This is a genomic window from Acinetobacter sp. UC24323 (genome assembly GCF_024151445.1).
In the GTDB taxonomy this organism is placed as follows: domain Bacteria; phylum Pseudomonadota; class Gammaproteobacteria; order Pseudomonadales; family Moraxellaceae; genus Acinetobacter; species Acinetobacter baumannii.
In genome coordinates this window covers 394,230-417,828 of record NZ_JAHIBY010000001.1, presented here as the reverse complement: position 1 = coordinate 417,828, position 23,599 = coordinate 394,230, and the positions used below count along the sequence as shown (strand labels likewise).

26 protein-coding genes are annotated in these 23,599 nt (G+C 41.1%); 14 read left to right on the top strand and 12 right to left on the bottom strand.

Going from position 1 to position 23,599, the window contains the following annotated elements:
* Positions 1–63: 63 nt before the first annotated feature.
* Positions 64–801: an SDR family oxidoreductase gene (locus KNQ97_RS02005; RefSeq protein ID WP_253611727.1), complete on the bottom strand. Its 738-nt coding sequence runs from the start codon at positions 799–801 to the stop codon at positions 64–66.
* 125 nt (positions 802–926) lie between these two features.
* Between KNQ97_RS02005 and KNQ97_RS02000 the strand changes: the two genes are divergently transcribed.
* Positions 927–1,847: a LysR family transcriptional regulator gene (locus KNQ97_RS02000; RefSeq protein ID WP_253611726.1), complete on the top strand. Its 921-nt coding sequence runs from the start codon at positions 927–929 to the stop codon at positions 1,845–1,847.
* Between the two features lie 37 nt (positions 1,848–1,884).
* Here KNQ97_RS02000 and yghU read toward each other — a convergent pair whose 3' ends face one another.
* The 3 genes from yghU to KNQ97_RS01985 form a co-directional block, all read right to left on the bottom strand.
* The gene (yghU, locus tag KNQ97_RS01995; protein WP_001285227.1) at positions 1,885–2,745 is read right to left on the bottom strand and encodes a glutathione-dependent disulfide-bond oxidoreductase; all 861 of its coding nucleotides are present in this window, start codon (positions 2,743–2,745) and stop codon (positions 1,885–1,887) included.
* 33 nt (positions 2,746–2,778) lie between these two features.
* A complete protein-coding gene (yfcF, locus tag KNQ97_RS01990) occupies positions 2,779–3,405 on the bottom strand; it encodes a glutathione transferase (RefSeq protein ID WP_253611725.1) in 627 nt (208 codons plus the stop codon).
* A gap of 119 nt (positions 3,406–3,524) precedes the next feature.
* The gene (locus KNQ97_RS01985; protein ID WP_000949916.1) at positions 3,525–4,430 is read right to left on the bottom strand and encodes a LysR family transcriptional regulator; all 906 of its coding nucleotides are present in this window, start codon (positions 4,428–4,430) and stop codon (positions 3,525–3,527) included.
* Between the two features lie 110 nt (positions 4,431–4,540).
* Between KNQ97_RS01985 and KNQ97_RS01980 the strand changes: the two genes are divergently transcribed.
* Positions 4,541–4,972 (top strand): CidA/LrgA family protein, encoded by a 432-nt coding sequence (locus KNQ97_RS01980; RefSeq protein ID WP_032030727.1) that lies wholly within the window; start codon positions 4,541–4,543, stop codon positions 4,970–4,972.
* Positions 4,973–4,985: 13 nt separating this feature from the next.
* Positions 4,986–5,675, top strand: a complete 690-nt coding sequence (locus tag KNQ97_RS01975; RefSeq protein ID WP_253611724.1) for an LrgB family protein — start codon at positions 4,986–4,988, stop codon at positions 5,673–5,675.
* Positions 5,676–5,682: 7 nt separating this feature from the next.
* On the opposite strand, the gene KNQ97_RS01970 is transcribed toward KNQ97_RS01975, so the two are convergent.
* The gene (locus tag KNQ97_RS01970; RefSeq protein ID WP_253611723.1) at positions 5,683–7,173 is read right to left on the bottom strand and encodes a PLP-dependent aminotransferase family protein; all 1,491 of its coding nucleotides are present in this window, start codon (positions 7,171–7,173) and stop codon (positions 5,683–5,685) included.
* 115 nt (positions 7,174–7,288) lie between these two features.
* Between KNQ97_RS01970 and KNQ97_RS01965 the strand changes: the two genes are divergently transcribed.
* Positions 7,289–7,924 (top strand): FMN-binding negative transcriptional regulator, encoded by a 636-nt coding sequence (locus KNQ97_RS01965; RefSeq protein ID WP_000275764.1) that lies wholly within the window; start codon positions 7,289–7,291, stop codon positions 7,922–7,924.
* Between the two features lie 42 nt (positions 7,925–7,966).
* The gene (locus tag KNQ97_RS01960) at positions 7,967–8,560 is read left to right on the top strand and encodes a GNAT family N-acetyltransferase (protein WP_002057740.1); all 594 of its coding nucleotides are present in this window, start codon (positions 7,967–7,969) and stop codon (positions 8,558–8,560) included.
* 3 nt (positions 8,561–8,563) lie between these two features.
* Here the strand turns inward: KNQ97_RS01960 and KNQ97_RS01955 are convergent, their stop codons facing one another.
* Both KNQ97_RS01955 and KNQ97_RS01950 read right to left on the bottom strand, forming a co-directional pair.
* Complete coding sequence (locus tag KNQ97_RS01955; RefSeq protein WP_253611722.1) at positions 8,564–9,556, bottom strand: AraC family transcriptional regulator; 993 nt, start codon at positions 9,554–9,556, stop codon at positions 8,564–8,566.
* Positions 9,557–9,595: 39 nt separating this feature from the next.
* Positions 9,596–10,426 (bottom strand): oxidoreductase, encoded by an 831-nt coding sequence (locus tag KNQ97_RS01950; protein WP_001098856.1) that lies wholly within the window; start codon positions 10,424–10,426, stop codon positions 9,596–9,598.
* A 342-nt stretch (positions 10,427–10,768) separates the two neighbouring features.
* Between KNQ97_RS01950 and mdcA the strand changes: the two genes are divergently transcribed.
* Genes mdcA through madM form a run of 9 tightly spaced genes read left to right on the top strand, consistent with a single transcriptional unit; the run spans position 10,769 to position 18,077 of the window.
* Positions 10,769–12,448, top strand: coding sequence for a malonate decarboxylase subunit alpha (gene mdcA, locus KNQ97_RS01945; RefSeq protein ID WP_253611721.1), 1,680 nt, complete (start codon positions 10,769–10,771; stop codon positions 12,446–12,448).
* Entirely contained in the window at positions 12,448–13,332 is an 885-nt protein-coding gene (locus KNQ97_RS01940) for a triphosphoribosyl-dephospho-CoA synthase (protein ID WP_253611720.1), read from the top strand. The genes mdcA and KNQ97_RS01940 overlap by 1 nt, the downstream gene beginning before the upstream one ends.
* Before the next feature lie 2 nt (positions 13,333–13,334).
* Positions 13,335–13,634 (top strand): malonate decarboxylase subunit delta, encoded by a 300-nt coding sequence (locus KNQ97_RS01935; protein WP_000448953.1) that lies wholly within the window; start codon positions 13,335–13,337, stop codon positions 13,632–13,634.
* The gene (locus KNQ97_RS01930) at positions 13,627–14,478 is read left to right on the top strand and encodes a biotin-independent malonate decarboxylase subunit beta (protein WP_000129858.1); all 852 of its coding nucleotides are present in this window, start codon (positions 13,627–13,629) and stop codon (positions 14,476–14,478) included. The genes KNQ97_RS01935 and KNQ97_RS01930 overlap by 8 nt, the downstream gene beginning before the upstream one ends.
* Positions 14,475–15,302, top strand: a complete 828-nt coding sequence (gene mdcE, locus KNQ97_RS01925) for a biotin-independent malonate decarboxylase subunit gamma (RefSeq protein ID WP_062937108.1) — start codon at positions 14,475–14,477, stop codon at positions 15,300–15,302. Before KNQ97_RS01930 ends, mdcE begins: the two co-directional genes overlap by 4 nt.
* Complete coding sequence (locus tag KNQ97_RS01920) at positions 15,293–15,901, top strand: malonate decarboxylase holo-ACP synthase (RefSeq protein ID WP_253611719.1); 609 nt, start codon at positions 15,293–15,295, stop codon at positions 15,899–15,901. Before mdcE ends, KNQ97_RS01920 begins: the two co-directional genes overlap by 10 nt.
* Positions 15,902–15,913: 12 nt before the next feature.
* Positions 15,914–16,852 (top strand): malonate decarboxylase subunit epsilon, encoded by a 939-nt coding sequence (mdcH, locus tag KNQ97_RS01915; RefSeq protein ID WP_253611764.1) that lies wholly within the window; start codon positions 15,914–15,916, stop codon positions 16,850–16,852.
* A gap of 48 nt (positions 16,853–16,900) precedes the next feature.
* The gene (gene madL / locus KNQ97_RS01910) at positions 16,901–17,320 is read left to right on the top strand and encodes a malonate transporter subunit MadL (protein ID WP_000587906.1); all 420 of its coding nucleotides are present in this window, start codon (positions 16,901–16,903) and stop codon (positions 17,318–17,320) included.
* The gene (madM, locus tag KNQ97_RS01905) at positions 17,313–18,077 is read left to right on the top strand and encodes a malonate transporter subunit MadM (protein WP_000229914.1); all 765 of its coding nucleotides are present in this window, start codon (positions 17,313–17,315) and stop codon (positions 18,075–18,077) included. The genes madL and madM overlap by 8 nt, the downstream gene beginning before the upstream one ends.
* Before the next feature lie 49 nt (positions 18,078–18,126).
* On the opposite strand, the gene KNQ97_RS01900 is transcribed toward madM, so the two are convergent.
* The 5 genes from KNQ97_RS01900 to KNQ97_RS01880 form a co-directional block, all read right to left on the bottom strand.
* Entirely contained in the window at positions 18,127–19,044 is a 918-nt protein-coding gene (locus tag KNQ97_RS01900; protein ID WP_000401807.1) for a LysR family transcriptional regulator, read from the bottom strand.
* A gap of 97 nt (positions 19,045–19,141) precedes the next feature.
* A complete protein-coding gene (locus tag KNQ97_RS01895; RefSeq protein WP_253611718.1) occupies positions 19,142–20,560 on the bottom strand; it encodes a PLP-dependent aminotransferase family protein in 1,419 nt (472 codons plus the stop codon).
* 98 nt (positions 20,561–20,658) lie between these two features.
* Positions 20,659–20,793 (bottom strand): hypothetical protein, encoded by a 135-nt coding sequence (locus tag KNQ97_RS01890; protein ID WP_000749814.1) that lies wholly within the window; start codon positions 20,791–20,793, stop codon positions 20,659–20,661.
* A 14-nt stretch (positions 20,794–20,807) separates the two neighbouring features.
* Entirely contained in the window at positions 20,808–21,812 is a 1,005-nt protein-coding gene (cydB, locus tag KNQ97_RS01885) for a cytochrome d ubiquinol oxidase subunit II (RefSeq protein WP_000566431.1), read from the bottom strand.
* On the bottom strand, positions 21,805–23,250 hold the full coding sequence (locus KNQ97_RS01880) for a cytochrome ubiquinol oxidase subunit I (protein ID WP_000052002.1): 1,446 nt from the start codon (positions 23,248–23,250) through the stop codon (positions 21,805–21,807). Before KNQ97_RS01880 ends, cydB begins: the two co-directional genes overlap by 8 nt.
* Positions 23,251–23,599 lie beyond the last annotated feature (349 nt).

Below are 23,599 nucleotides of genomic sequence, written 5' to 3'. Positions count from 1 at the left end.
TAAGAAATTTTATTATTTAGTAAAAAACCGTACAGATTAAAATAATCCGCACGGTTTTTAAAATTAAGCAAATCCACCATTTACACGAATGACTTGAGAATTTACCCAGCCCCCATCTGGGCCAGCCAGCATGGCCACTACGCCAGCAATTTCGTCAGGTGTCCCGATTCGTTCCAATGGAGCAAGTTTTGCAATAGCTGCCACTTGCTCTTCAGTTTTTCCATTGTAAAAAAGGTCAGTGCCTGTCGGGCCGGGCGCAACGGCGTTTACAGTAATATTGCGTCCGCGTAACTCATTTGCTAACACATGTACCAAACCTTCGACACCTGCTTTTGAAGCAATATAAGGACCATAAGCCGGAAAAGATTTGGCAATTACACTGGTTGAAAGCGCAATAATCCGGCCACCATCTGGCACCGTTTCGGCCGCATGCGCCAATATTAAAAACGCGCCACGTAAATTGGTATGAATCACTTTATCGAAATCTGGCAGGCTTTCAGGTGTAATTTTTGCCATAGGCATAATACCGGCACTATGAACTACCACATCTAACCGACCGTTAATGGCCTTTGCTTCTTGAAACAAACGGCTCACCTCATGTTCATTTGCAACGTCCGCTTGAATAGCTGAGGCTTGACCACCTTGCTCAATAATATGTTCTACAATGGTTTGAGCATGCACTTTATTACCAGCATAGTTAACAATCACATAAAAACCATCTTGAGCTAAACGTTCTGCAATAGCACGGCCAATACCACGTGATGCGCCAGTAACCAGAGCTGTTTTTCTTGAAATATTCATTTTTAGATTGCCTGTTTGAGTAAGTATGGCTTATTTTAATAATATAGAAATATGGGATAAATCATTAAAATTGGATAAGATAATTCCATATAGATTAATAATAGGTAGGGTTAAAAGCGAGCACCATGGATAAATTTGATACCTTGCAACTTTTTACCCGCATCGTAGAGCTGGGTAGTTTTAGTCAGGCAGCCGATCAGCTAAATATCCCACGTGCTACAGCAAGTAATGCCATTAAGGAGTTAGAGAGCAATTTACAGTGCCGCTTACTAGAGCGGACGACTCGGCATGTAAGACCATCACTAGATGGACAGGCATTTTATGAACGCTGCACACAAATATTATCGGAACTTGATGATGCCGAATCATCTTTACGCAATGTAATTGCTCAGCCCCGTGGTTTATTACGTGTCGATTTATCCGGTGCACATGCGACTAAAATTGTTTTACCCAATATAGATCAATTTCACGAGTTATACCCCGACATTGAACTGGTAATCAGTACGGGTGACCGTTTGGTTGATCTGATCAGGGAAGGCATAGACTGCGTGGTGAGGGCGGGGCGTTTAGATGATTCCACTTTAATTGCCAGACATTTGGTCGATATGCCACAAGTCATTTGTGCAAGTCCTGACTATTTAAATAAACATGGAACGCCAGAGCAACCAGAAGATTTGTTATCACATTATTGTGTCAATTTCTTTTCGACATCAGGCGGGCGGAATTATCCATTTGAATTGATGGTGAATGGCAAAAAACAAGATTATTTTTTGAAAAGCTGGATCGCGGTAAATGATGCTGAAAACTATGTATTATCTGCCTTACAAGGGGCTGGCTTAATTCAAGTACCGCACTACCATGTGGCAAATGAATTAAAAAATGGGCGTCTGGTTCAGGTTTTATCTGAGTGGGAAATCCCGAAGATGTCAGTTTCTGCATTATATCCGCAGCATCGGCAGCTCTCGCCACGCGTACGAGTTTTTGTCGCTTGGCTGAGTGAGTTATACACGGGCTATTTTGCCAACTTTGAATACCCGCAAAAATGAAATATCTTGCGGGTAAGTCAAAAACTAAATGATATTTTTAAGACTGATTCTGCAATTTATCTTGAGTCTTGGTCTCAAAATCACTCGCATCATGGCGTTCATGCAACTGCGTAGCTAAATCACCAAAAGTACGATTGACCATACGGCCACGTTGTACCGCAGGGCGCGCTAAAATCGCATCTGCCCAACGTTGAACATTTTTATATTGATCGACACCTAAAAACTCCGCGCCGTTATACACCCAGTTTTTAACAAGACCGCCATACCAAGGGAACGCTGCAATATCAGCAATGCTATATTCAGAACCAGCCAAATATTCGTTTTTTGCCAGATGCTGGTCTAATACATCAAGTAAGCGTTTTGTTTCCATTGCAAAGCGGTTAATTGCATATTCAATTTTAACAGGGGCATAAGCATAAAAATGTCCAAAACCACCACCTAAGTAAGGTGCACTGCCCATTTGCCAGAATAACCAATTGAGGCATTCAGTACGTGCAGCAATATCAGTCGGAATAAACGCTTTAAACTTTTCAGCTAGGTAAAGCAAAATTGAGCCAGATTCAAATATTCTTAATGGCGGGTTTTGGCTATGATCAACCAATGCTGGAATTTTAGAGTTGGGATTAATTTCTACAAAGCCACTACCAAATTGCTGTCCTTCACCAATTTTAATCAGCCAAGCATCATATTCAGCATCTTTATGTCCTAACGTTAAAAGCTCTTCTAGCAAAATAGTGACTTTTTGACCATTAGGCGTTGCTAAAGAATAGAGCTGGAGCGGATGTTTCCCTACTGGAAGTGTATGCTCGTAACGCGCACCTGAGGTAGGTTGGTTTAAATCGGTTTTCTCTCCAGTCCATTGCCAAACTTGTGGAGGAATATAGTTTGAATCGCTCATTTTTTATCTCATGTTTGGTGTAAATATAAGGATTTATTTATGTCGCAAGGCAAGCCATTTTTGTACGGTCGGACGTTGCCATTGCTGTAATGCATAGGTTTTTAAAAGCTGTGGTACAGCATCACCATTTTGAATAAGGCGTTGCAACATCAGGGCAAGTTCAGCATCTACAATGCTCCATGAACCAAAAAGAAATTCCGCATCAGACCCAAGAAGTTTTTCTGCAACAAAGAAAAGTTTCTCGGCTGCTTTTTTGCCTTCTTCTGAAAGTGGAGTGGACTTGGGCTGAATAAAAATGACATCGGTTGGTCGTTCAGTTCTTAATGCCACTAAGTCCGATCTGAGCCATGCTTGAATTTGTCTTGCTCTTGCGCGAGCTTGAATATCTTTTGGATAAATAGCTGTGTCTGGATAAAGCTCTTCAAGATATTCCAAAATGGCGGAGGATTCTGATAAGGCAAAATCATTATGCTCAAGTACAGGCACTTTGGCAGTTAATGACTTTTCTACAAAAGATGTTTCAAACTGGCCTTGCTGACCTAAGTCGATGGTTGCTATTTCAAATGGAATTTGTTTTTCGTGTAGTCCTACAAAAACTGTAAATGCATAGGGACTTAGAAATTGTGAATCTGTATACAGCTTAAAATGCTCGTTATTCATTGTTATTGTCCGTGTGATAAACAGATGGGTCTAGTCTAAGTGAGCTAAGCCAAGATTGGGTAGCTTTTTTGTGGAAAAGCTTTATCGGTTTTTGAACTAAGCTATTTCGGTGGTCAACGTTAGGGTTTAATGTGCTGAAAATGTTGACGAACAATGCTAAGCCAAGCTTGTACCGCTGGTGAGGCAGGAAGATTCTTTTTCCAAGCCATGACTAAGTGCCACTGAATATTTGGTTTTTCGAGTGGCACTGCTGCAAATAAACTAGGGTCAAGCATGTCGGTATAATATTGAGGGAGAAGCGCAATTCCCATACGTTGTAACACCATGTCTGCCAAGAGGTGCCATTGGCTGGTACGGCAAGCAATGGTTGGGTAAAAACCATGCTGCTTACAAGCATCGAGAATAATACTGTTTAAAGAGAAATTTTCAGGAAACATTAAAAATGATTGGTGTTGTAGCTCTTCTAGATTTATTTTTTTGCGGGTTGCCCAAGTTGCATCACGACGTAAAAGTACCATTAAAGGGTAGTTACATAACTCGATGCTATTAAAAGTTTGTTCATCAAAAGGCTGCAATAAAACACCAACGTCTAGCTCATTATTGAGTAAAGCCTGTTCAATACCGCGTGAACCCACTTCCATAAAAGCCAATTCAATATCTGGCCATTGACGATGAAAGTCAAACAGCGCTGTTGTTAGGAGCTGTGAACCTAAAGGTGGAACGCCAAGTTTTAAAGTACCTGTTTTTAATTGTTGATAGTTTTCTATTTCAAGAAAGATGTTTTGCTCTGCCTGAAGAAGCTCGACCGCATGTTGATAAATACGCTCTCCAATTTCGGTTAATTCAATTTGTCTTTTTCGTCCATGATCGGGTTTAACTAAAAGCTGTACCTGAAGCTGCTCTTCGAGTTGTTGTAATATTTTACTAATGGTGGGCTGAGTCAGATATAACTCTTCAGCAGTACGGGTAAAACTTTTAGTTTTAACCAGAGTAACAAAGCACTGTAATGATTTTAGAGAAAGCATAATAAAGAATAGATTATTCCATTTTAGAATAATATTAACATGAATAATTCATATTTAGCAGGTTTAACCAAGCTAGCATAATAGTGTAGTTAACCATTTAATTTCGAAAAATGAGTACTGAATCTGCTTCTGGAACATCCTCACAACCATCACTGTTCGTGTTAGTTAAACAAATTCTCATTTTGGCTGGATTTTGGTGGATCGGATATCTCTTACACCAAAAACTCGGTGTGCCTGTCTCGGCAGGTATTTTAGGTATGTTTTTATTGCTTTTATGCCTGTTCTTTAAAATTATCAAAATGGATCAGGTGGCAATGGGAGCAACTGTGGTTTTAGGTGAGCTATTACTGTTTTTTGTGCCTGTAGTCGTTGCCGTTGTCCAGTATAAAAACCTGTTTATGACCGAAGGATGGCAAATCGTCTTAAGCATTGCGGTTGGAACCATTTTAGTCATGTTAAGCACTTCACTGACTATTCATTATTACAATCGTTTGAAGGCTTACTTACAGGCTAGAAAACGTCTTCAACATAAGCATATCTAAAGAGCATAATGACATGAATATCTGGTCAATTCTTTGTCTCATCTGGACTTTGGTCGCTTATGTTGTGGCAAAGCGAATCTATCAAAAACATCCAAAACTTTGGTTATCACCCGCAATTAGTGTGCCTGTACTTACCATCATTTTGATGACGATTTTTGGAATTTCATACCAAACTTATTCAAAAGATACCCAGTGGATTGTTAATTTATTAGGCCCTGCAACGGTAGCTTTCGCTATACCGATTTATCGCTATCGGGAAACGATTCGTAAAAACCTCGGAGTTCTTACGATTGCGATTATTGTCGGCATGAGTGTAGGCGTGATGACTGCTTATAAAATGGCGCAGTGGTTTCACTTTAGCCCTGAAGTCACCAACAGTTTGATGGCACGTTCTATTTCAACACCTTTTGCCATGATTTTAGCTGAAGATATTCATGGTTCGGCAGCATTGGTTTCCCTATTTACTGTTATTACCGGTTTGGTCGGTATGATTTGCGGCGATGCAATTTTAGCGATTACTAAAATCCGTTCTAATGTAGCAAATGGGGCAGCTTTCGGAAATGCAGCCCACGGTTTTGGTACAGTTAGAGCACAGCAGCGCAATAGTGAAGAAGGGGTGATTGCCAGTTTAACCATGGTTATTGCTGGTATTTTAATGGTACTCATTGGACCATTTGCGATTCATCTATGGTTGCTGTTGTAAGGTTTACCTACATTGACTTGGCGTGCTGTTGAATAATCTTTGATAATTTTTTGATAGCTTGTTGCATTAGTTCGGGTTCAAAATCGCCTAAGCCGACAATTAAACCCGAACGTCGCCGCTCTTTTGAAAATGTCGGTGAAATTGCTTTGATGGCAATACCTGCATCGACTGCCGAGCTTGCAACGTCAATATCATTAATATGTTGAGCAAGCCATAACACCATATGCATGCCTTGATCGCCCGGTTGTAACCAAGCAAGCTCTTGAGGTATGTATTTTTCAATCAAGCCAATAATGTATTCTCGAACTTCTGCATAGACATTTCGAGTACGTCGAATATGTCGCTCTAAATAACCCTCTTGAATAAAAGCAGCCAAAACGTGTTGGTCGGCAGCAGGCGGGTGTCTATCAATTAAGACTCTAAGCCCACAAAAAGGAGCTACCAGTTCTTTAGGCAACACTGCATAGCCAAGCCTAAGCGATGGAAATAAGACTTTGCTGAAAGTCCCAAGATAAATGACTTGGTCAGGTGCCATGCCTTGCAAAGATGGGAAGGGCTGACCGTTATAGCGAAGTTCACTGTCGTAGTCATCTTCAATGATCCATGCTTTTTGCTGTTTTGCCCAAGCTAATAAAGCTGTACGTCTTGCTAGACTCATTGGCATACCCAGTGGATATTGGTGAGACGGTGTCACAAAAGCAGCACGTGCATGTTTAGAAAGCTTAATTCCGGTTTCAACTTGAATACCTTCTTCATCGACAGGAACACGCACCATCCGAATGTTTTGTACAGCATGTTCAAAAATGGCTGTTGTACCCCGATAAGCTGGATCTTCTATCCAGACTTCATCTTTTGCTTCAAATAAAATTTGGCTGCAAATATAAAGGGATTGTTGAATGCCGGGTGTAATTACGATTTGGTCAGGTTCACAATGGACAGAACGGGATCGACGTACATAGTCGGCTATAGCAATTCGTAGTGATAACAGGCCTTGGGGTTCACCATATCCTGAAGGAACACCTGCACCCCGTGATCTATATTTATTACCAAATTTACGCCAGATATCACTTGGTTGAGTACGACCGACGGGGACAGATACTGCAAAAGGAACATGGGGAAGTGGCTTAAATTCATCAAGCACTTTGGCATAAGAACGTGCCGATTTGGTCAAAGATATCGAGTTAGGTTTATTTTCTTTTGATGAGTGTTGTATTGCAGATGTTTTAACCAAAGCATGAGACACATAAGTGCCAGTTCGTGGTTGAGAGTCAAACACACCTTCAGCTAAAAGCTGATCATAAGCTTCAATAATGGTTCCGCGAGCGACACCTAGGGTTAAAGCCAGTTCACGAGAAGAAGGCAACGGATCGCCGGGTTGTAAATCACCACTTTGTACAGCTTCACGTAAAGCTTGAGTCAGTTGAGCACTTATCTTTCCTTTGCTTTTATCAATCTTTGCAATAGACGGAAGTTCCACAACTTTTGCCATTCTTGCCATAATTCTGGTCTACTTAAAAAAATACAAAGTGGTTCTTTTTAATAAACCACATAAACCAGAAAATTTACAACACAAAATATAAATAGCCCTGATATTTACAGCGAGGTTTTTAGCCATGTATATCCCTGATGATTTTGCAGAAAACCGTTTGGATGTATTGCATTCTCTTATTACAGAACATCCATTTGGGGTGCTTTTTACGCATGGAAGTAATGGCTTAGATGCAAATCATCTTCCATTCGAGTTGCAAACAAATGAAGGGAAATTTGGCATGCTACATGCCCATGTGTCACGAAATAATTCTGTTTGGCAGGATATTAAAAATGGAGATGAGGTATTGGTCGTTTTTCAAGCAGGCGATGCTTATATTTCACCAAACTGGTATCCATCTAAACATGAACAGCACAGACAAGTACCCACATGGAACTATAGGGTTGTGCATGCTTATGGCAAAGTGACGATTCGAGATGATGAGCGTTATGTTCGTGGTGTGGTGGCTCGCTTAACCCGCACCCATGAAGCTTCTCAACCTGAACCATGGAAAATGTCAGATGCACCAAAAGACTATCTTGAACCGATGTTAAAAGCCATTGTAGGTATTGAGATTGAAATTACCAAGCTGCAAGGAAAATCAAAACTTGGGCAAAACAAAGAACGCCGAGACATTTTAGGCGTGGCAGATGGCCTATCGAAATCTGGTCATCAAACTATAGCGAATGCCATGTACAGTGTGGCTGATTTAAATAAATAATTTTGAAAATATAAAAGCTTAATATCAATTGAGGAGATAAAGATGTCTTTGACTACACCTGTTGAGTTATTGGGTGAACACGTTATTTTAAAGCCGCTAGATGTAACTCAAGCTGAAGTGCTCAAAGAGGCCGTTTGTGATGGGGAGCTTTACAATCTTTGGTATACCCGTGTGCCAAGACCTGAACAGATGACTGCTGAAATTGAAAGACGTCTTGATTTGCAAAAATCCGGCTCTATGTTGCCTTTTTATATTGAAGACCGAAAAACGGGGCGAGCGCTGGGCATGACAACTCTCATGCATATTGAAGAAGCACATCGCCGTGTAGAAATTGGTTCAACGTGGTACCGCAAATCTGCACAGCGTACCCCTGTAAATACTGAATGTAAAAAGCTATTGTTGGCTCATGCATTTGAGACTTTAAACTGTATTGCGGTTGAGTTACGCACATCTTCTTTAAATGTTCAAAGCCAAGCCGCGATTGTACGCTTAGGTGCAAAGCTCGATGGTGTGCTAAGAAGCCATCAAATTGTGAAAGATGATATTTTGCGGGACACTCATGTTTACAGTATTTTAAAACATGAGTGGCCTGCGGTTCGCCAGAATTTGGAATGGATGTTGAATAAACCGCGTTAGGAATTAATGCATAAGTCTATATTCTTGTGGAGTATTACCCGTCCAGTTTTTAAATGCTCTGCTAAAAGAATTGTGCTCTTGAAAGCCCAATAGAAATGAAATTTCACCTGTACTCATTGATGACTTTTCTAAGTAATGTTGGGCAAGAGATTGACGTGTTGTATCCAAAAGCGTTTTAAAATTAGTTTGCTCTTCTAAAAGTAGCCGTTGTAGCGTACGTTTGCTCATCGCGAGTCGTTGAGCAACATCTTCTATTGTACATAGTCCAGCAGGTAGGTTTTCTAAAAGTATAGCTTTAACTTTTTCGCTAACTGTTGCATCTTCATCAAGCTGTATAAGACTACGTTGCAAGTTTGGCTCGAAAAAAGACCACATGATCGGGTTGGCTGTTAAAAAAGGACGTTCAGCATCTTGGCGTGAAAAGACAATTGAAATGTGTTCACTTTTTTGTGGAAGTACGCCAAAAAATGTTTTGTACTCCGCCAGATTATTAGGTAAATCGGGCAGTGTAACTTTCAAAGGTATAACCTGATGTCTTGTACATATTCTTGCTAATTGAGCAAAGAAGACCAGTTCTGACATGGCAAGACTTTGCGGCGTTGGCGTAGATACATTATAAAATTTGAGTTCTAGCGTTGTTGTGTCGTTATCAATTGCTACTTGTAACTGCATTGGCCCAATCAGTCTTTTAAATTCAGATAGACGCTGTATCGCAATATTGAAGTTGGGACTACAAATACAGGCAAAAATCGCTGGGTCAAAAAGCTCAACTGTAATCATTTGACCGATTTTTAAAGGTAAGTCATTTATTCCTGCAAGTTGTTCAATTGCGTGCCAAAAATTGAAATATTGAACGGGCGTAAGGCTTGCATCTTTACGGTTGAACAAATCAAGCGGTAGAGATGCCAAACGTAATGCATCTTCAAGATTTATGCCTAGGTCATTCAGTAATAACTTCCAGTTGGTATTTAGGGCAAAATTTGAAGCATATTTCATTTGAGCATCTCAACATTAAACTTATACGGGTCACTTCATTTATTTAATAACTGACATCACCATACGATCAAATACACGGTCACCAAACCATTTACGTACAAATATCATCAGTTTGGCATATTTGCCACCCACATAGCGTGTTTTAGGTGAGGATGCATGAACAGCTTTCATCAGCATATCGACGACAACTTGCACGTCTGAAAGTTCACCTTTTTCTACTGTAGTTTTTGTTGAGTTAGCAACTGCGGCTGCCATATGGCTATACGCACTTTGCCCTGAACGTTCCAGCATAGGTTGGATCATTACATCTGCAAATTCAGTTGCGATAGCACCGGGTTCAATGACAACAACATCAATATTAAATGATTTTAACTCTAAACGTAGACAGTCAGACCAACCTTCAACAGCATGTTTACTCGCATGATACCAGCTACCAAGTGGTGTATAAATTTTCCCACCCATTGATGAAATATTGATAATTCGACCCTGCATTTTTTTACGCATACTAGGCAGAACCTTTTGGGTTAAATAGGCCATACCAAATAGATTCACTTCAAATTGATAGCGTGCATCGGCAAGTGTCGTATCTTCCATAGCGCCATACATACCAAAGCCTGCGCAGTTAACTAAAATATCAACACCATGGGTTTCTTTTTCAATAGTTTTCACAACTTGGTCGATATCATCCTGATTGGTAATATCCATTTTTAATGTATGAGCACCGAGTGTTTTTAGTTCTTGCATAGCATCAACGCGACGGGCAACGGCATAAACAGTTGCGCCTTCTTTGAGTAATGCTTTGGTAAATGCTTTTCCCATACCAGATGATGCGCCTGTGATGAGAACGATTTTTTCTTTAACTGTGTTCATATTCTGTCTCTCAACTAAAGTTTTAAGGAACTAGCTTTTCGATAGAGACATCATAGAAATTTGAATGATATTCATCCAAATCGAATGGCGACAATGTGTAATCAAAGTGCGCCAAATTTTAGTAAAGATCATTTATTAGAAATAGAAAAATAAACTCTGCATAAAGCGAAAGCTTATTTTTTGTTTAATCATGATGAACATAGGGCAATTAATAACCACGGGATTAAGCCATACTTAAATCATTAACCTGAAGTTAATAACTAACGAAGTAGGTTGATTGATCGAAATTCCATAAAGCGTTTTTATAGATTCAGAACAAAACTGCGATCTATAGGTAAGTACATGGAAGGATCAGTTCAGAATAAAGAACGATTATGGACAAAGCGGCGTCATGCCAAACAACTAAAACTAGAGATGGCAAACCAATATACCGATGGTGTGGTGATTCCAACTCAAGACATTATTAAAGTTTTGGAAACCTTAATTACACCGGGTGACAAAGTTGTACTCGAAGGGAATAACCAAAAGCAGGCTGATTTTTTATCGCGCTCTTTGGCTCAAACCAATCCAGATATTTTGCATGATTTGCATATGATCATGCCAAGCGTAGGGCGTTCAGAACATCTTGATCTGTTTGAAAAAGGCATTGCGCGTAAACTCGATTTTTCTTTTGCTGGCCCACAAAGTTTGCGTATTAGTCAGTTAATTGAAGATGGTTTACTAGAGATTGGTGCGATTCATACCTATATCGAACTATATTCACGTTTGGTAGTCGACCTCATTCCAAATGTGGTGCTCTCAGCGGGCTTTATGGCAGACCGCCAAGGCAATATCTATACAGGTCCAAGTACCGAAGATTCTCCAGCACTTATTGAACCTGCTGCTTTTAGTGACGGTATCGTGATTGTTCAGGTCAATGAACTGGTCGATGACGTCTCAGAGTTACCCCGTGTCGATATTCCTGCTTCTTGGGTGGATTATGTGGTGGTCGCAGACCAGCCTTTTTATATCGAACCGTTATTTACTCGAGACCCGAAACATATCAAGCCAGTGCATGTGCTCATGGCGATGATGGCAATTCGCGGAATTTATGAAAAGCATAATGTGCAATCATTAAACCATGGTATTGGTTTTAACACTGCGGCAATTGAACTGATTTTACCGACCTATGGTGAATCTTTAGGTTTAAAAGGAAAAATCTGCCGAAATTGGACACTAAATCCGCATCCAACCTTAATTCCTGCTATTGAAACAGGTTGGGTTGAAAGCGTGCATTGCTTTGGTACCGAACTCGGTATGGAAAAATATGTTGCTGCTCGTCCCGACGTTTTCTTTACAGGCCGTGATGGCGCTTTACGTTCTAACCGCATGATGTGTCAGCTCGCAGGTCAGTATGCCGTTGATTTGTTTATTGGCGCAACGTTGCAAGTTGATGGCATGGGCCATTCTTCGACTGTTACCAAAGGCCGTTTAGCTGGTTTCGGTGGTGCACCAAACATGGGGCATGATCCGCGTGGTCGTCGTCACGATACGCCAGCATGGTTAGATATGCGTTTGCAAGGTGCCAATGAAACCGAAACTTATTTGGCACGTGGTAAAAAGTTAGTTGTTCAAATGGTGGAAACCTTCCAAGAGGGTGGCAAGCCAACTTTTGTAGAACGTCTTGATGCGATTGATGTGGCCAAAACCGCAGGCTTGCCTTTAGCCCCGATCATGATTTATGGCGATGATGTGACCCATTTACTGACCGAAGAAGGCATCGCTTATCTATATAAAGCAAACAGCCAAGAAGAACGTCAAGCCATGATTGCTGCGGTGGCAGGTGTGACCAGTATTGGTTTAACTCAAGACCCAAAAACAACAGCACGTTTAAGAAGTGAAGGCTTGGTGGTATTCCCTGAAGATTTAGGTATTCGTCGCACCGATGCAACACGTGAACTTTTAGCTGCAAAAAATATTGCCGACTTGGTGACATGGTCAGATGGCTTATATCAACCACCTGCAAAATTCAGGAGTTGGTAATGATGGCACAAGTTCAATATCAAACGCTCAGCGATAATCAGCTTTTGGCAGATATGGCAGTCGAAGCGTTAATTGATGAAGTTAATCTGACACCGAAACCAGCTTTGGTAGATCGCCGTGGCAGTGGTGCACATGATGATCTGACTTTGGAGTTAATGGAGCGCTCTGCGAAAAGTTTAGGGCCTATGTTTGAGGAAATGGCTCAAGTTGCAAAACATCATGGAAAAGTCTGTTTAGCTTTGCGTGAAGACATTGGAGAAATCGGTCGCCAAGGTGAAAAGACCATGATGTTGGCAACAGATGGTGTAAATACACATCGCGGTGCAATTTGGGCATTAGGGTTAATGGTTACCGCAGCAGCATTGGCGCGCAGTAATCAGCAATATTTATCGGCTGTTGAGCTATGCCACTTAGCAGGTCAGATTGCTCAGCTTGAAGATCGCTTTATTCCAAAGCAGGCTTTGAGTCATGGTCAGCAAGTACAAAAGAAATTAGGCATCTTAGGTGCCAAAGAACAGGCACAACAAGGCTTTCCAACTATTGTGAATTTTGGATTAAAGCAACTTTATCAAAGTCGTAGTAAACCCATGAAAGAAGAGTTTGCTCGCTTAGATGCCTTACTTGCCATGATGACAGATTTGACCGATACCTGCGTGCTTTATCGCTCTGGCACATCTGGTTTAAAGCGTATGCAACAAGGTGCTCAGCAAGTATTGGATTTGGGCGGTAGCTCAAGCTTAGAAGGTCGACGTGCTTTGCATCTTTTAGAGATTGATCTGCTTCGGATGAAAGCTTCTGCTGGTGGTGCCGCAGACTTATTAGCAGCAACACTATTTATAGATCGTGTTGAGCAGACATCTGTGAAAAATAAAAAGGGATTTTGATTATGGAAACACTTCATTTTGAATTTGTGGCGACAGAGCCACCTGTAAAAAAAGCACTAGTAGGATGTGTAGGCTCTGGCGATTTAGAAATTTTGATGGAACCTGGTGAAAAGGGAAAGACCTCTATTCAGGTAGTGACTTCGGTAGATGGCAGTGCAGCACGTTGGCACAATCTTTTTGAACGGATTTTTACTGCTCAAATACCGCCAGCGGTCAATATTGATATTCATGACTTTGGTGCAACTCCCGGTGTCGTTCGCTTACGTCTGGAACAAGCATTGGAGGAGATTGCTCATGACTGATATTCAGAGTTTGTTAAATAAACAAGATTTTATTGAGCTGAGTGCGAGAGAGCGTGCTAAAGCATTATTAGATGAAGGGACTTTTCGAGAGTTATTGGACCCATTTGCCCGTGTTATGTCGCCTTGGTTGGTTCAGCAAAATATTGTGCCGCAAGCCGATGATGGTGTAGTGATTGCAAAGGGAACTATTCAAGAACAGCCAGTAGTTTTAATTTCTATTGAAGGTTTATTTCAAGGTGGCAGTTTAGGCGAGGTGGGCGGTGCCAAAATTGCGGGTGCCTTAGAACTTGCGGTTGAAGACAATCTAAAAGGCATTCCAACAGCTGCAATTTTATTGTTGGAAACGGGTGGCGTTCGCTTACAAGAAGCAAATCTGGGTTTGGCTGCAATTGCTGAAATTCAGGCTGCAATTGTGAACTTACGGCAGTATCAACCCGTAATTGCTGTGGTCGCAGGCAGTGTAGGGTGCTTCGGCGGTATGTCAATTGCAGCTGGACTATGTAGCTATATTGTAATGACACAAGAAGGACGTTTGGGTCTAAATGGCCCACAAGTGATAGAACAAGAAGCTGGTGTACAAGAATATAACGCTAAAGATCGTCCATTTATATGGAGTATTACGGGTGGTAATCAGCGCTTCACTAGTGGTTTGGCAGATGCTTATGTAGACGATGATCGCCAGAAAATTCGTCAGCAAGTCATCGATTATTTAACTCAAGGCGTGCCTCATCAGCATCGTAGTTCAAATTACTCATTCTATTTAGAAAAGCTACAACAAGTTGATACTGCTGAGCAGATTACCCCAGCACAAGTTCAAGCTTTGTATCAAGGAGAGCAAGCATGAATATCGCCGTTGATACATTAAAAACATCTACTCGTGGTGCACATTGGTTTAAAGCACTTACGCAGGATTTTAAGACAGTTGAAGGTTTTCCAGCTTCGATTTGGGTGGCTGATGGTCAGATTGATCAGCAAGTGGTGCGCGTGATTGCAGTTGTGCAAGATACCAATAATCTGTTCCCACGGGCAAAACAAGGAGAAGTTGGATTATTAGAAGGCTGGAGTTTGGCAAAAGTAGTCGATGATGTGATCCAAGCCGATGCACAGGCTGAAACTAAAAGCGCTATTTTATGTCTGGTTGATGTTCCAAGTCAGGCCTATGGGCGTCGTGAAGAATTATTAGGCATTCATCAAGCTTTAGCGGGTGCAGTAGATAGCTATGCTAGAGCCAGATTGGCAGGTCATCCAATTGTGAGTTTATTGGTTGGTAAGTCGATGTCTGGTGCTTTCTTGGCGCATGGATACCAAGCCAATCGTATTATTGCCTTAAAAGATTCGGGTGTTATGGTGCATGCAATGGGTAAGGAATCTGCTGCACGCGTTACCTTGCGCTCGGTTGATGAGTTAGAGCAATTGGCATCAAGCATTCCTCCAATGGCTTATGACATTGAAAGTTATGCCACGCTTGGTTTGTTATCTGAACTGTTATCTGTTGAAAACCCTGAACAACCGACAAACGATGATCTTTTGTTAGCGAAGCAGGTGATTGCTCGAGCATTTAAAGAAATTAATGCTGATCAATCTAGAGGATTGGAACAAAGACTTCACGGCCAAAACCGTCAAATGTCTAAAAAAGTCCGTGAATTATTGCGTGAGCAATGGTCATGAAACTTAGGCTCGAAGCCCATGATTTGTTATGGGGTATGACGGTCGATTGCTTGGCTGATGATGCTCCGCATTGGGTGAAAGAAGTATTGCAACGAGGTGATCCTGTTGTAGTTCGACGGGCAATTACTCCTGTAGATCAGGTGGCTGTGGGTGTAAGAGGACAACTTCGCTATCAACGATATGCAGCGCAAATGCCAAGATCTTTAATTAGCAGACAGCTTAAACCCGAAGCACTAGCTGAAGTAAATCCAAGTCACTTTAAACACTTGGCAGAACGTTTACAGAGCATTTCTAGCATTATGAAAAACTTTTCAGGATGTTGGGGATATACAGGAAGTTTCGGGTTTGAGCTAGCAACGGGCATTAAAACAGTAACCCCGCAAAGTGACATAGATTTGTTGATTCGAGCTGAACAACCTTTTGTTAAAAAGCAGGCGATTGAGCTACTCGAAAATTTTCACCAAGCTGGACTCAATGTGGATATACAGCTTCAACTTCCACAAGGTGGTTTGGCGTTAAAAGAATGGGCTAGGGATAGCGGAAAAGTTCTATTGAAACGTTCCGATGGTGCTGTCTTATTAGAAAACCCATGGAATTAGGGAATAGATATGATGGCTTCAATTTGGGTATATCCAGGACAAGGTGTGCAACGAAGCAATATGTTGCACGACTTACCTCAAACCGCTCTGGTTAAAGAATACCTTGAGCGTGCATCGGATGCACTCAATGAAGATGTCTTGATGCTGGACAGTTCGACAGCATTACAGTCAACACGTTCAGTACAGCTTTGCTTACTGATTTCAGGTGTGGTGAGTTCAGCCTTATTAACAGCGGAAAACTTAACACCAGATTATGTAGCAGGTTTATCAATTGGTGCATGGTCGGCTGCGGTTGTAGCGGGAGTTTTAGCCTTTGAGGATGCCGTTCGTTTGGTTGCCTACAGAGGTGAACTCATGCAAAACGCTTACCCCACTGGATATGGCATGACAGCTCTGATTGGTACAGACCGTGCAGCTGTTGAAACATGGGTCAAACAGATTTATGAAATAAAGCCAGAGGTGTTTGTCGCAAATATTAATGCACATAACCAGATTGTTATTTCAGGAAGTTTTGAAGCCATGAACCAAGTTGCTGTTTTAGCAAAGCAACAAGGCGTGGTGGCAAAAAAATTAGATGTATCGGTGCCATCGCACTGTGAATTATTAAGTCAGCAAGCAAAGCAACTTGCAGCGTCTATGGAGGGAGTGACTTTAAAGCAGCCTAAAATACGTTATTTAAGTGGTACAACGGCTCGTACGCTTAGCAGGCCAGAACAGATTGGTGATGACTTGGCTTTTAATATGAGTCGAACTGTAGATTGGGAAAGTACCATCCAAGCTGCATGGGAGCGAGGTGTGAGGTTACAGATCGAAGCTTTGCCGGGAACGGTGCTTACTACACTTGCACGTCGAACATTTAAAGAAGGAACTGTATTGTCATTTCAGGGAACACGTTTAGACAGCATTCAGATGGCAATGCAAAAAGAACAGGCAAATAGTTTTTCTTTTTGAGTCAGATTTTACAAAAGCATAAATGATCCAAGGATATGAGGGATTGTCATGATTATATATGGAGTTGGTTTACTCGCACTTTGCACCTTGGTTGGTGTAATTGCTGGTGATCTATTAGGCGTTTTATTGGGTGTAAAGTCCAATGTTGGTGGCGTGGGTATCGCCATGATTTTACTCATTTGTATACGGTTATGGATGGAAAAACGTGGAATGATGACAGTTGAAACTGAAAAAGGAGTTTCATTCTGGGGCACCATGTATATCCCGGTTGTTGTTGCTATGGCAGCCCAACAAAATGTAGTGGCAGCATTATCGAGTGGCCATATGGCACTCTTTGCGGCTGTAGTCTCAGTTGCAGTTTGTACGCTCACTATTGCTGGTCTAAGTCGATATAACAAAGCCAGCCCTTTACCTAAAGAAGAAGAGGACACAGCCTTAAACCGAATCGGAGGTAAAGTTCATGGTTGAATTATTATTAAAAGACTTAACACATTTAGGTTTAATTACAGCTTTTGCTTTAATTGCCTTAATTATGTGGTTGTCGACCAAGCTCTCTAAATATTTAACCAATGGACGTGTGCATGCTTCAGCAATTGCGATTGTAATTGGTTTGATTTTGGCATGGTTTGGCGGAAAAATGACAGGTGGTGAAAAAGGCTTGACCGACCTTGCACTTTTTACAGGTGTAGGACTCATGGGCGGTGCAATGCTTCGTGACTTTACTATTGTAGCCACAGCATTTGAAGTACAAGCGACTGAGGCCAAAAAAGCTGGATTTATTGGTGCCTTCTCTTTATTTCTCGGGACCATTTTGCCATTTATTGTCGGTTGTATGTTTGCGTGGATTTTTGGCTATCGCGATGCGGTAAGTATTACCACAATTGGCGCAGGTGCAGTGACTTACATTGTTGGGCCTGTTACGGGTGCGGCCATTGGTGCGAGTTCTGAGGTCATGGCGTTATCAATTGCAACGGGCTTGGTGAAAGCAATCTGTGTAATGGTCTCAACACCACTCACTGCGAAATTTATGGGATTAGACAATCCACGTTCTGCGATGATTTTTGGTGGTTTGGCAGGAACGGTAAGTGGTGTGTCAGCTGGTTTAGCTGCTACAGACCGCCGTTTAGTGCCTTACGGTGCACTTACAGCAACTTTTCACACGGGCCTTGGCTGTTTAATGGGTCCAACTATTCTGTTCTTTGCGGTTAAAGCTTTGGTGGGTTAATACGTATTTTATAATCAGGCAAAAGAGCTGTTGTTATTCGCAGCAGCTTCTATCTTTTAAAATTAGAGGCAAACATACGACATTCAGCAATCAGAGCAAGTAAGTTTGGGTCTCGTTCTTTGCTTTTTAGAAAGACCAAACCGATTTCTTGCTGCATATGATATTGCTGTTTTAGCGGAATGAGTTTGACTGAGCTTTCATAAACTGCAGAAATACGGCCGGGTAGTAGAGCAAAACCGACACCTGAGCTGACCATACTAATTAAGGTAAAAATATCATTGACCTGCAAAGCAACTTTAGGTGAAAAACCAGCTTTTTTAAAAATGATGTCGCTGTCGTTATGAGTTGCAAAACCCTTGGTTAAAGTTAAAAAAGTTTCTTCTTTTAAAAGGCTTAAATCAATATCTTTAAACTCAGCATATTTTGAATCTTTATTGACGGCCAAAAAAATGTCGTCTGAAAACATCGGCAAAATTTCAAAGTCATCATCTTGAGTGGTTTCATTTAAAGCTACAATGATTGCATCCAGCTCAGTTGCTTTGAGCTTTTTCACCAAATCCTGATTTGAACTCAGCAACAGTTGTATATCAAGCTCACTACGTCTGAGTTTGAGACCGCTAATCACATTTGGAATCGTATTTACAGTCAAAGAATAAAGAGACCCTAAATGTAAAACCTTGGCTGCAAAGCCAGCGGCTTCTCTGGTTTTATTTACGGTGATAAAAATGTCTTGTACGATTTTTTGCGCCCGTTCTTCAAATACATAAGCACTTTTTAAAGGAATGAGGTTACGGCCTTCATTTTTAAAAAGAGGACAACGTAAAGCGCTTTCTAAAGAGTGTAGTGCTTTATGAACACTGACATTACTCAGTTGCATTTCTGCCGCGGTTTTAGACAAGTTGCCACAGCGCATAAAGGCCAAAAAAATCTGTATTTTTTTAAGAGTCAGTTCTTCATCTATTTCCATATTAACATCCAGATATTCTTACCCTTAAAATCGCGCTTTAAGATGAAACTATCATAAATTAAATACTTTAAAATTGTGCTTAGGTCGAAGCATCACTTTACAGGCTTGCTTCGACCCTTTGTTGAATAGTTTTGATGACCTGATCTAAAGCAGCTTGAATTTTTTCGTTCCACTCAAAAGAACAATTGATTCTTAAATAATGTTGCTGTGCGGGTAAAACACTAAAGAGTGGACTTGGCGCAACACCAATATCTTGTTGGATGAGTTCTTCATAAATTTGCATGCTATCGAGTTTATGAGGCAATTTAACCCATAGAAAATAACCGCTTGGGTAATAATAAATCTCGCAGGTAGCGGGCAGATGTTGATTCAAATAGTGGTAAAACTGCTTTTTATAACGTTCAAGTGAAAGTCTAAGTGTGCGTAGGTGTTTTTCATAATGATGATGAGACAAGAACTCAACCAAGGCATTTTGGATGAGTGCATTCACTGAAATAGTACTCATGAGCTGCAAGTGTTGGATATGGTCCGAAAATTTACCCGCATAGACCCAACCTACCCGAAAACCTGCACCTAAAGTTTTAGAAAATGAAGAGCAGTGCAGTACCAGATTTTGTTGGTCAAAGTACTTCATCGAAAGTGGTTTTTGCCCGCCATAATAAAGCTCTTCATACACATCATCTTCAATTAAGTAAATTTGGTGTTCATGAAGCAGTTTGGCAATTTTATATTTAATCTCATCACTGACCGTAAACCCAATCGGGTTGTGGCTATTTAACATGAGCCAACATACTTTAATTGGATATGTATGAATAACCTGCTCAAAAGCCTCTAGGTCAAAACCATGTTGTGGATGTTCGGGAATGGTAATGACCTTAAGCCCTAAACGTTCAGCAGCCTGCCAAGCACCGTAAAACACGGTTTGTTGCAATAGAATATAGTCACCCGGTTTGGCTACTGCTTGTAAAGAAAGATTGAGTGCATCTAATCCTCCGGATGTAATGACAATGTCATCTGGATCGGTCTGTATGCCTTGCATACAGTAGCGCTGAGCAATTAGTTTTCTTAACGCTAAATTACCGGGAGGTAGGCTTGCTGTCTGGTCATAGCTTTGCCTTTGCCGTGCAAGTTGCCCCATAATTTGAATAAGTTTGGGAGCAGCTAAAAGTTGACTATCAGGGAAAGCTGAACCAAAAGGCACAACAGACTCATGTTGAATCGATTTAAGATATTTAAAAACTAAAGAATTAATTTCAATTTTAGAATTGAGTGAAACGACCGAATATTGTTCCAGTGGCTTTAGTGCAATTTGCTCGGCAACAAAATATCCCGATTTTTCTTTTGAATAGATCAGACCTTGTGATTCAAGCTCCTGATAAGCATTCATCACAGTCATTAAACTAAAACCAGAACGATGGACCTGATCTCTTAATGAAGGTAATTTCTCATGTGCATTTAAAGTGCCGCTTTCAATAAGTTGGCGAATGCTATGGGCGAGTTGTTCTGATTTATACATGTATGGGCTGCACGAAATAACAAAATAAAAGATGCACTGAACCAATAATAAATGCCGCTTGCAGAATCTACAAACGGCATTTGTTTATAAGGATGGGTTTACTTTAAGTAAGGGGCAGCATAAATCAATATCACTTTAAACAAACCCGCAATCACAGCTAAGGCTAAAAAACCGCCAAGCCATAACAGAATAAACCATTGGGTTTGACTGAGTTTAACTGACGACTTTTTCATAACACCCCCGTACCTTAATGATAACCTTCATCACCTACACGAACTTTGTCACGGAATACCCAGTAAGACACAATGGTGTAAGTAATAATGATTGGAATCAGAATAAGCGCACCCACTAAAGCAAACATTTGACTGGAATGAGGCGCTGCCGCTTGCCAAATCGTAACTGATGGTGGAATGATATTTGGCCACAAACTAATTACAAAACCAGTAAAGGCAAGGAAGACCAATGCCAAGGTATATATAAATGGTTTGTGATCTTGTTGTTTTTTACATGCCGATAAAATCAGGCCAACAAACAATAAGACCAAAATAGGCACTGGACTAAAATAAAACAGATTTGGTAAAGAGAACCAACGATCTGCAATTTCGGGGTGTGTTAACGGCGTATATAAGCTGACGGCACCAAAGATAATGAGCAGCGCAATAATTAACTTTGGCATCAGCTCATACATACGTTGCTGCAAGCCTTTTTCAGTTTTTAAAATGAGCCAACCACAGCCTAAAGTGGCATACATGGCAACTACACCAATACCTGTGAAAATGGAGAATGCAGTAAGCCAGTCAAAAGGGCCACCGGCAAAAATACCGTTTTCGGTTTTAATCCCTTGAATATAGGCACCTAAAATAATCCCTTGGAGGAAGCTCGTTAAAACCGAACCCCAAATAAAAGCTAAGTCCCAAAGGTGTTTGGTTCGATGAGCTTTAAAACGGAATTCAAAAGCAACCCCACGGAAAATCAAGGCAATCACCATGAAAATAATAGGCAGGTAGAGCGCAGATAAAACCGTTGAATAGACCAGCGGGAAGGCTGCATACAGGCCAGCACCCCCAAGTACCATCCAGGTTTCATTACCATCCCAGACAGGAGCGACGGTATTCATCATCACGTCACGTTCTTGGCTATTCTTAATGAAGGGGAACATAATCCCGATTCCTAAGTCAAAGCCATCCATGACCACGTAAATTAAAACACCTAAACCGATAATACCGACCCATATTAAAGAAAGATCAATCATGACGGTTCTCCCCAGAGTTTTGTTTGCTGTCAATATTTTCATCAACTGCACTAAGTGGACGCATCGGTGTTTTAAAGTGTCCTACGCCGCCTGCTTCCATATTTGGCGTGTCGATAAATACAGGGCCTTTATTAATGAGTTTTAAGGTGTAGTAAATTCCACTACCAAAAACGATGGTGTAAACCACCACAAAAATAAAGAGACTTAGGCCCACCTGATCTGCCGAAACAGTATGCGATAAACCATCTTTGGTTCGCATAATGCCATATACCACCCAAGGTTGACGGCCTACTTCGGTAGTAATCCACCCAGCCAGCATTGCCACATAACCTGCAGGCCCCATCACTACAGCAAATTTATGAAACCATGATGTTTCATAGAGTTTTCCTCTTTTACGTAACCAAAGAGCAATGAGTGATAAGGTGACCATAAGGACGCCAAGACCCACCATGACACGGAAACTCCAGAAAATAATGGTCGAGTTTGGACGGTCTTCAGGTGCGAATTCTTTTAAGCCAGTCACTTGCCCATCTAAACTGTGAGTCAAAATTAAGCTACCCAAATATGGAACGCCCACTTCAAAGTGATTTCGTTCTTCTTTCATATCCGGAATGGCAAATAACAGTAGTGGCATAGGCTCATTGTGATTGGTTTCCCAGTGGCCTTCCATAGCAGCAAGTTTGGCAGGTTGATGCTCACGAGTATTTAAACCGTGGTTATCACCAATCACCACTTGTAAACAAGAAGTCACAAGCACCATCCATAAACCCATCGAGAATGATTTTTTCACCAATTCATCACGACGGCCTTTCACCAAGTGCCAAGCAGATGTTCCGACCACCAATAAAGATGAAACCAAGAAGGCAGCAGCACCCATATGTGCAAAGCGGTAAGGGAAGGACGGGTTGAAGACAATAGCTAGCCAGTCTTTTGGCACAATAATGCCATTTTCGATGGCAAAACCTTGCGGCGTTTGCATCCAGCTATTGGACGATAAAATCCAGAACATCGAAATACATGTTCCGATGGCAACCATAAGCGTTGCAAAGAAATGGGCTCTAGGACCAACACGACCCCAACCAAACAGCATGATTCCTAAGAAACCCGCTTCTAAGAAGAAGGCACTCAAGACTTCATAGGTAAGTAAAGGACCAGTAATGCTTCCTGCTACTCGTGAAAACTCACTCCAGTTGGTACCAAACTGATAGCTCATCACGACACCGGAAACAACTCCCATACCAAACGCAACGGCAAAGATCTTAATCCAGTATTTAAATAGATCTTTATAGATAGGGTTTTGCGTTCTTAACCATTTCCATTCTAAAACTGCCAAAAAACAGGCAAGTCCAATAGAGGTGGCCGGAAAAATAATATGGAAGGATACTGTAAAAGCAAATTGTATTCGTGCTAATTCTAAAGCGGTTAGACCGAGGCTCATAAACTTTCCCCCTGTGAACTAGCTGATGATGATTAAATGATTTAAATACTTAATTTCAGGCAAAAAAGTACTTTGGCAATTAGGCTTACTTCTGTGATAAATGTTCTTAGCAAGTAAAGTGCCAACAGGGTAAATCAACATAATTGCTTGATATTTCAAGAGAATAGAACGATTGATTGTTCTCAATCTGTTAACAAAGTTTAGGCTTGATGTTGCATTTGTAAAAATACATGTTGCATTGAAACATTGAAGAAATATCTGGCGATATGCAATAGATCGTTTCATGAAAACTACCTACCTTAAGAAGTTTTCTTAATCATGCACTCACTGTATTTGTATATGTAGATAC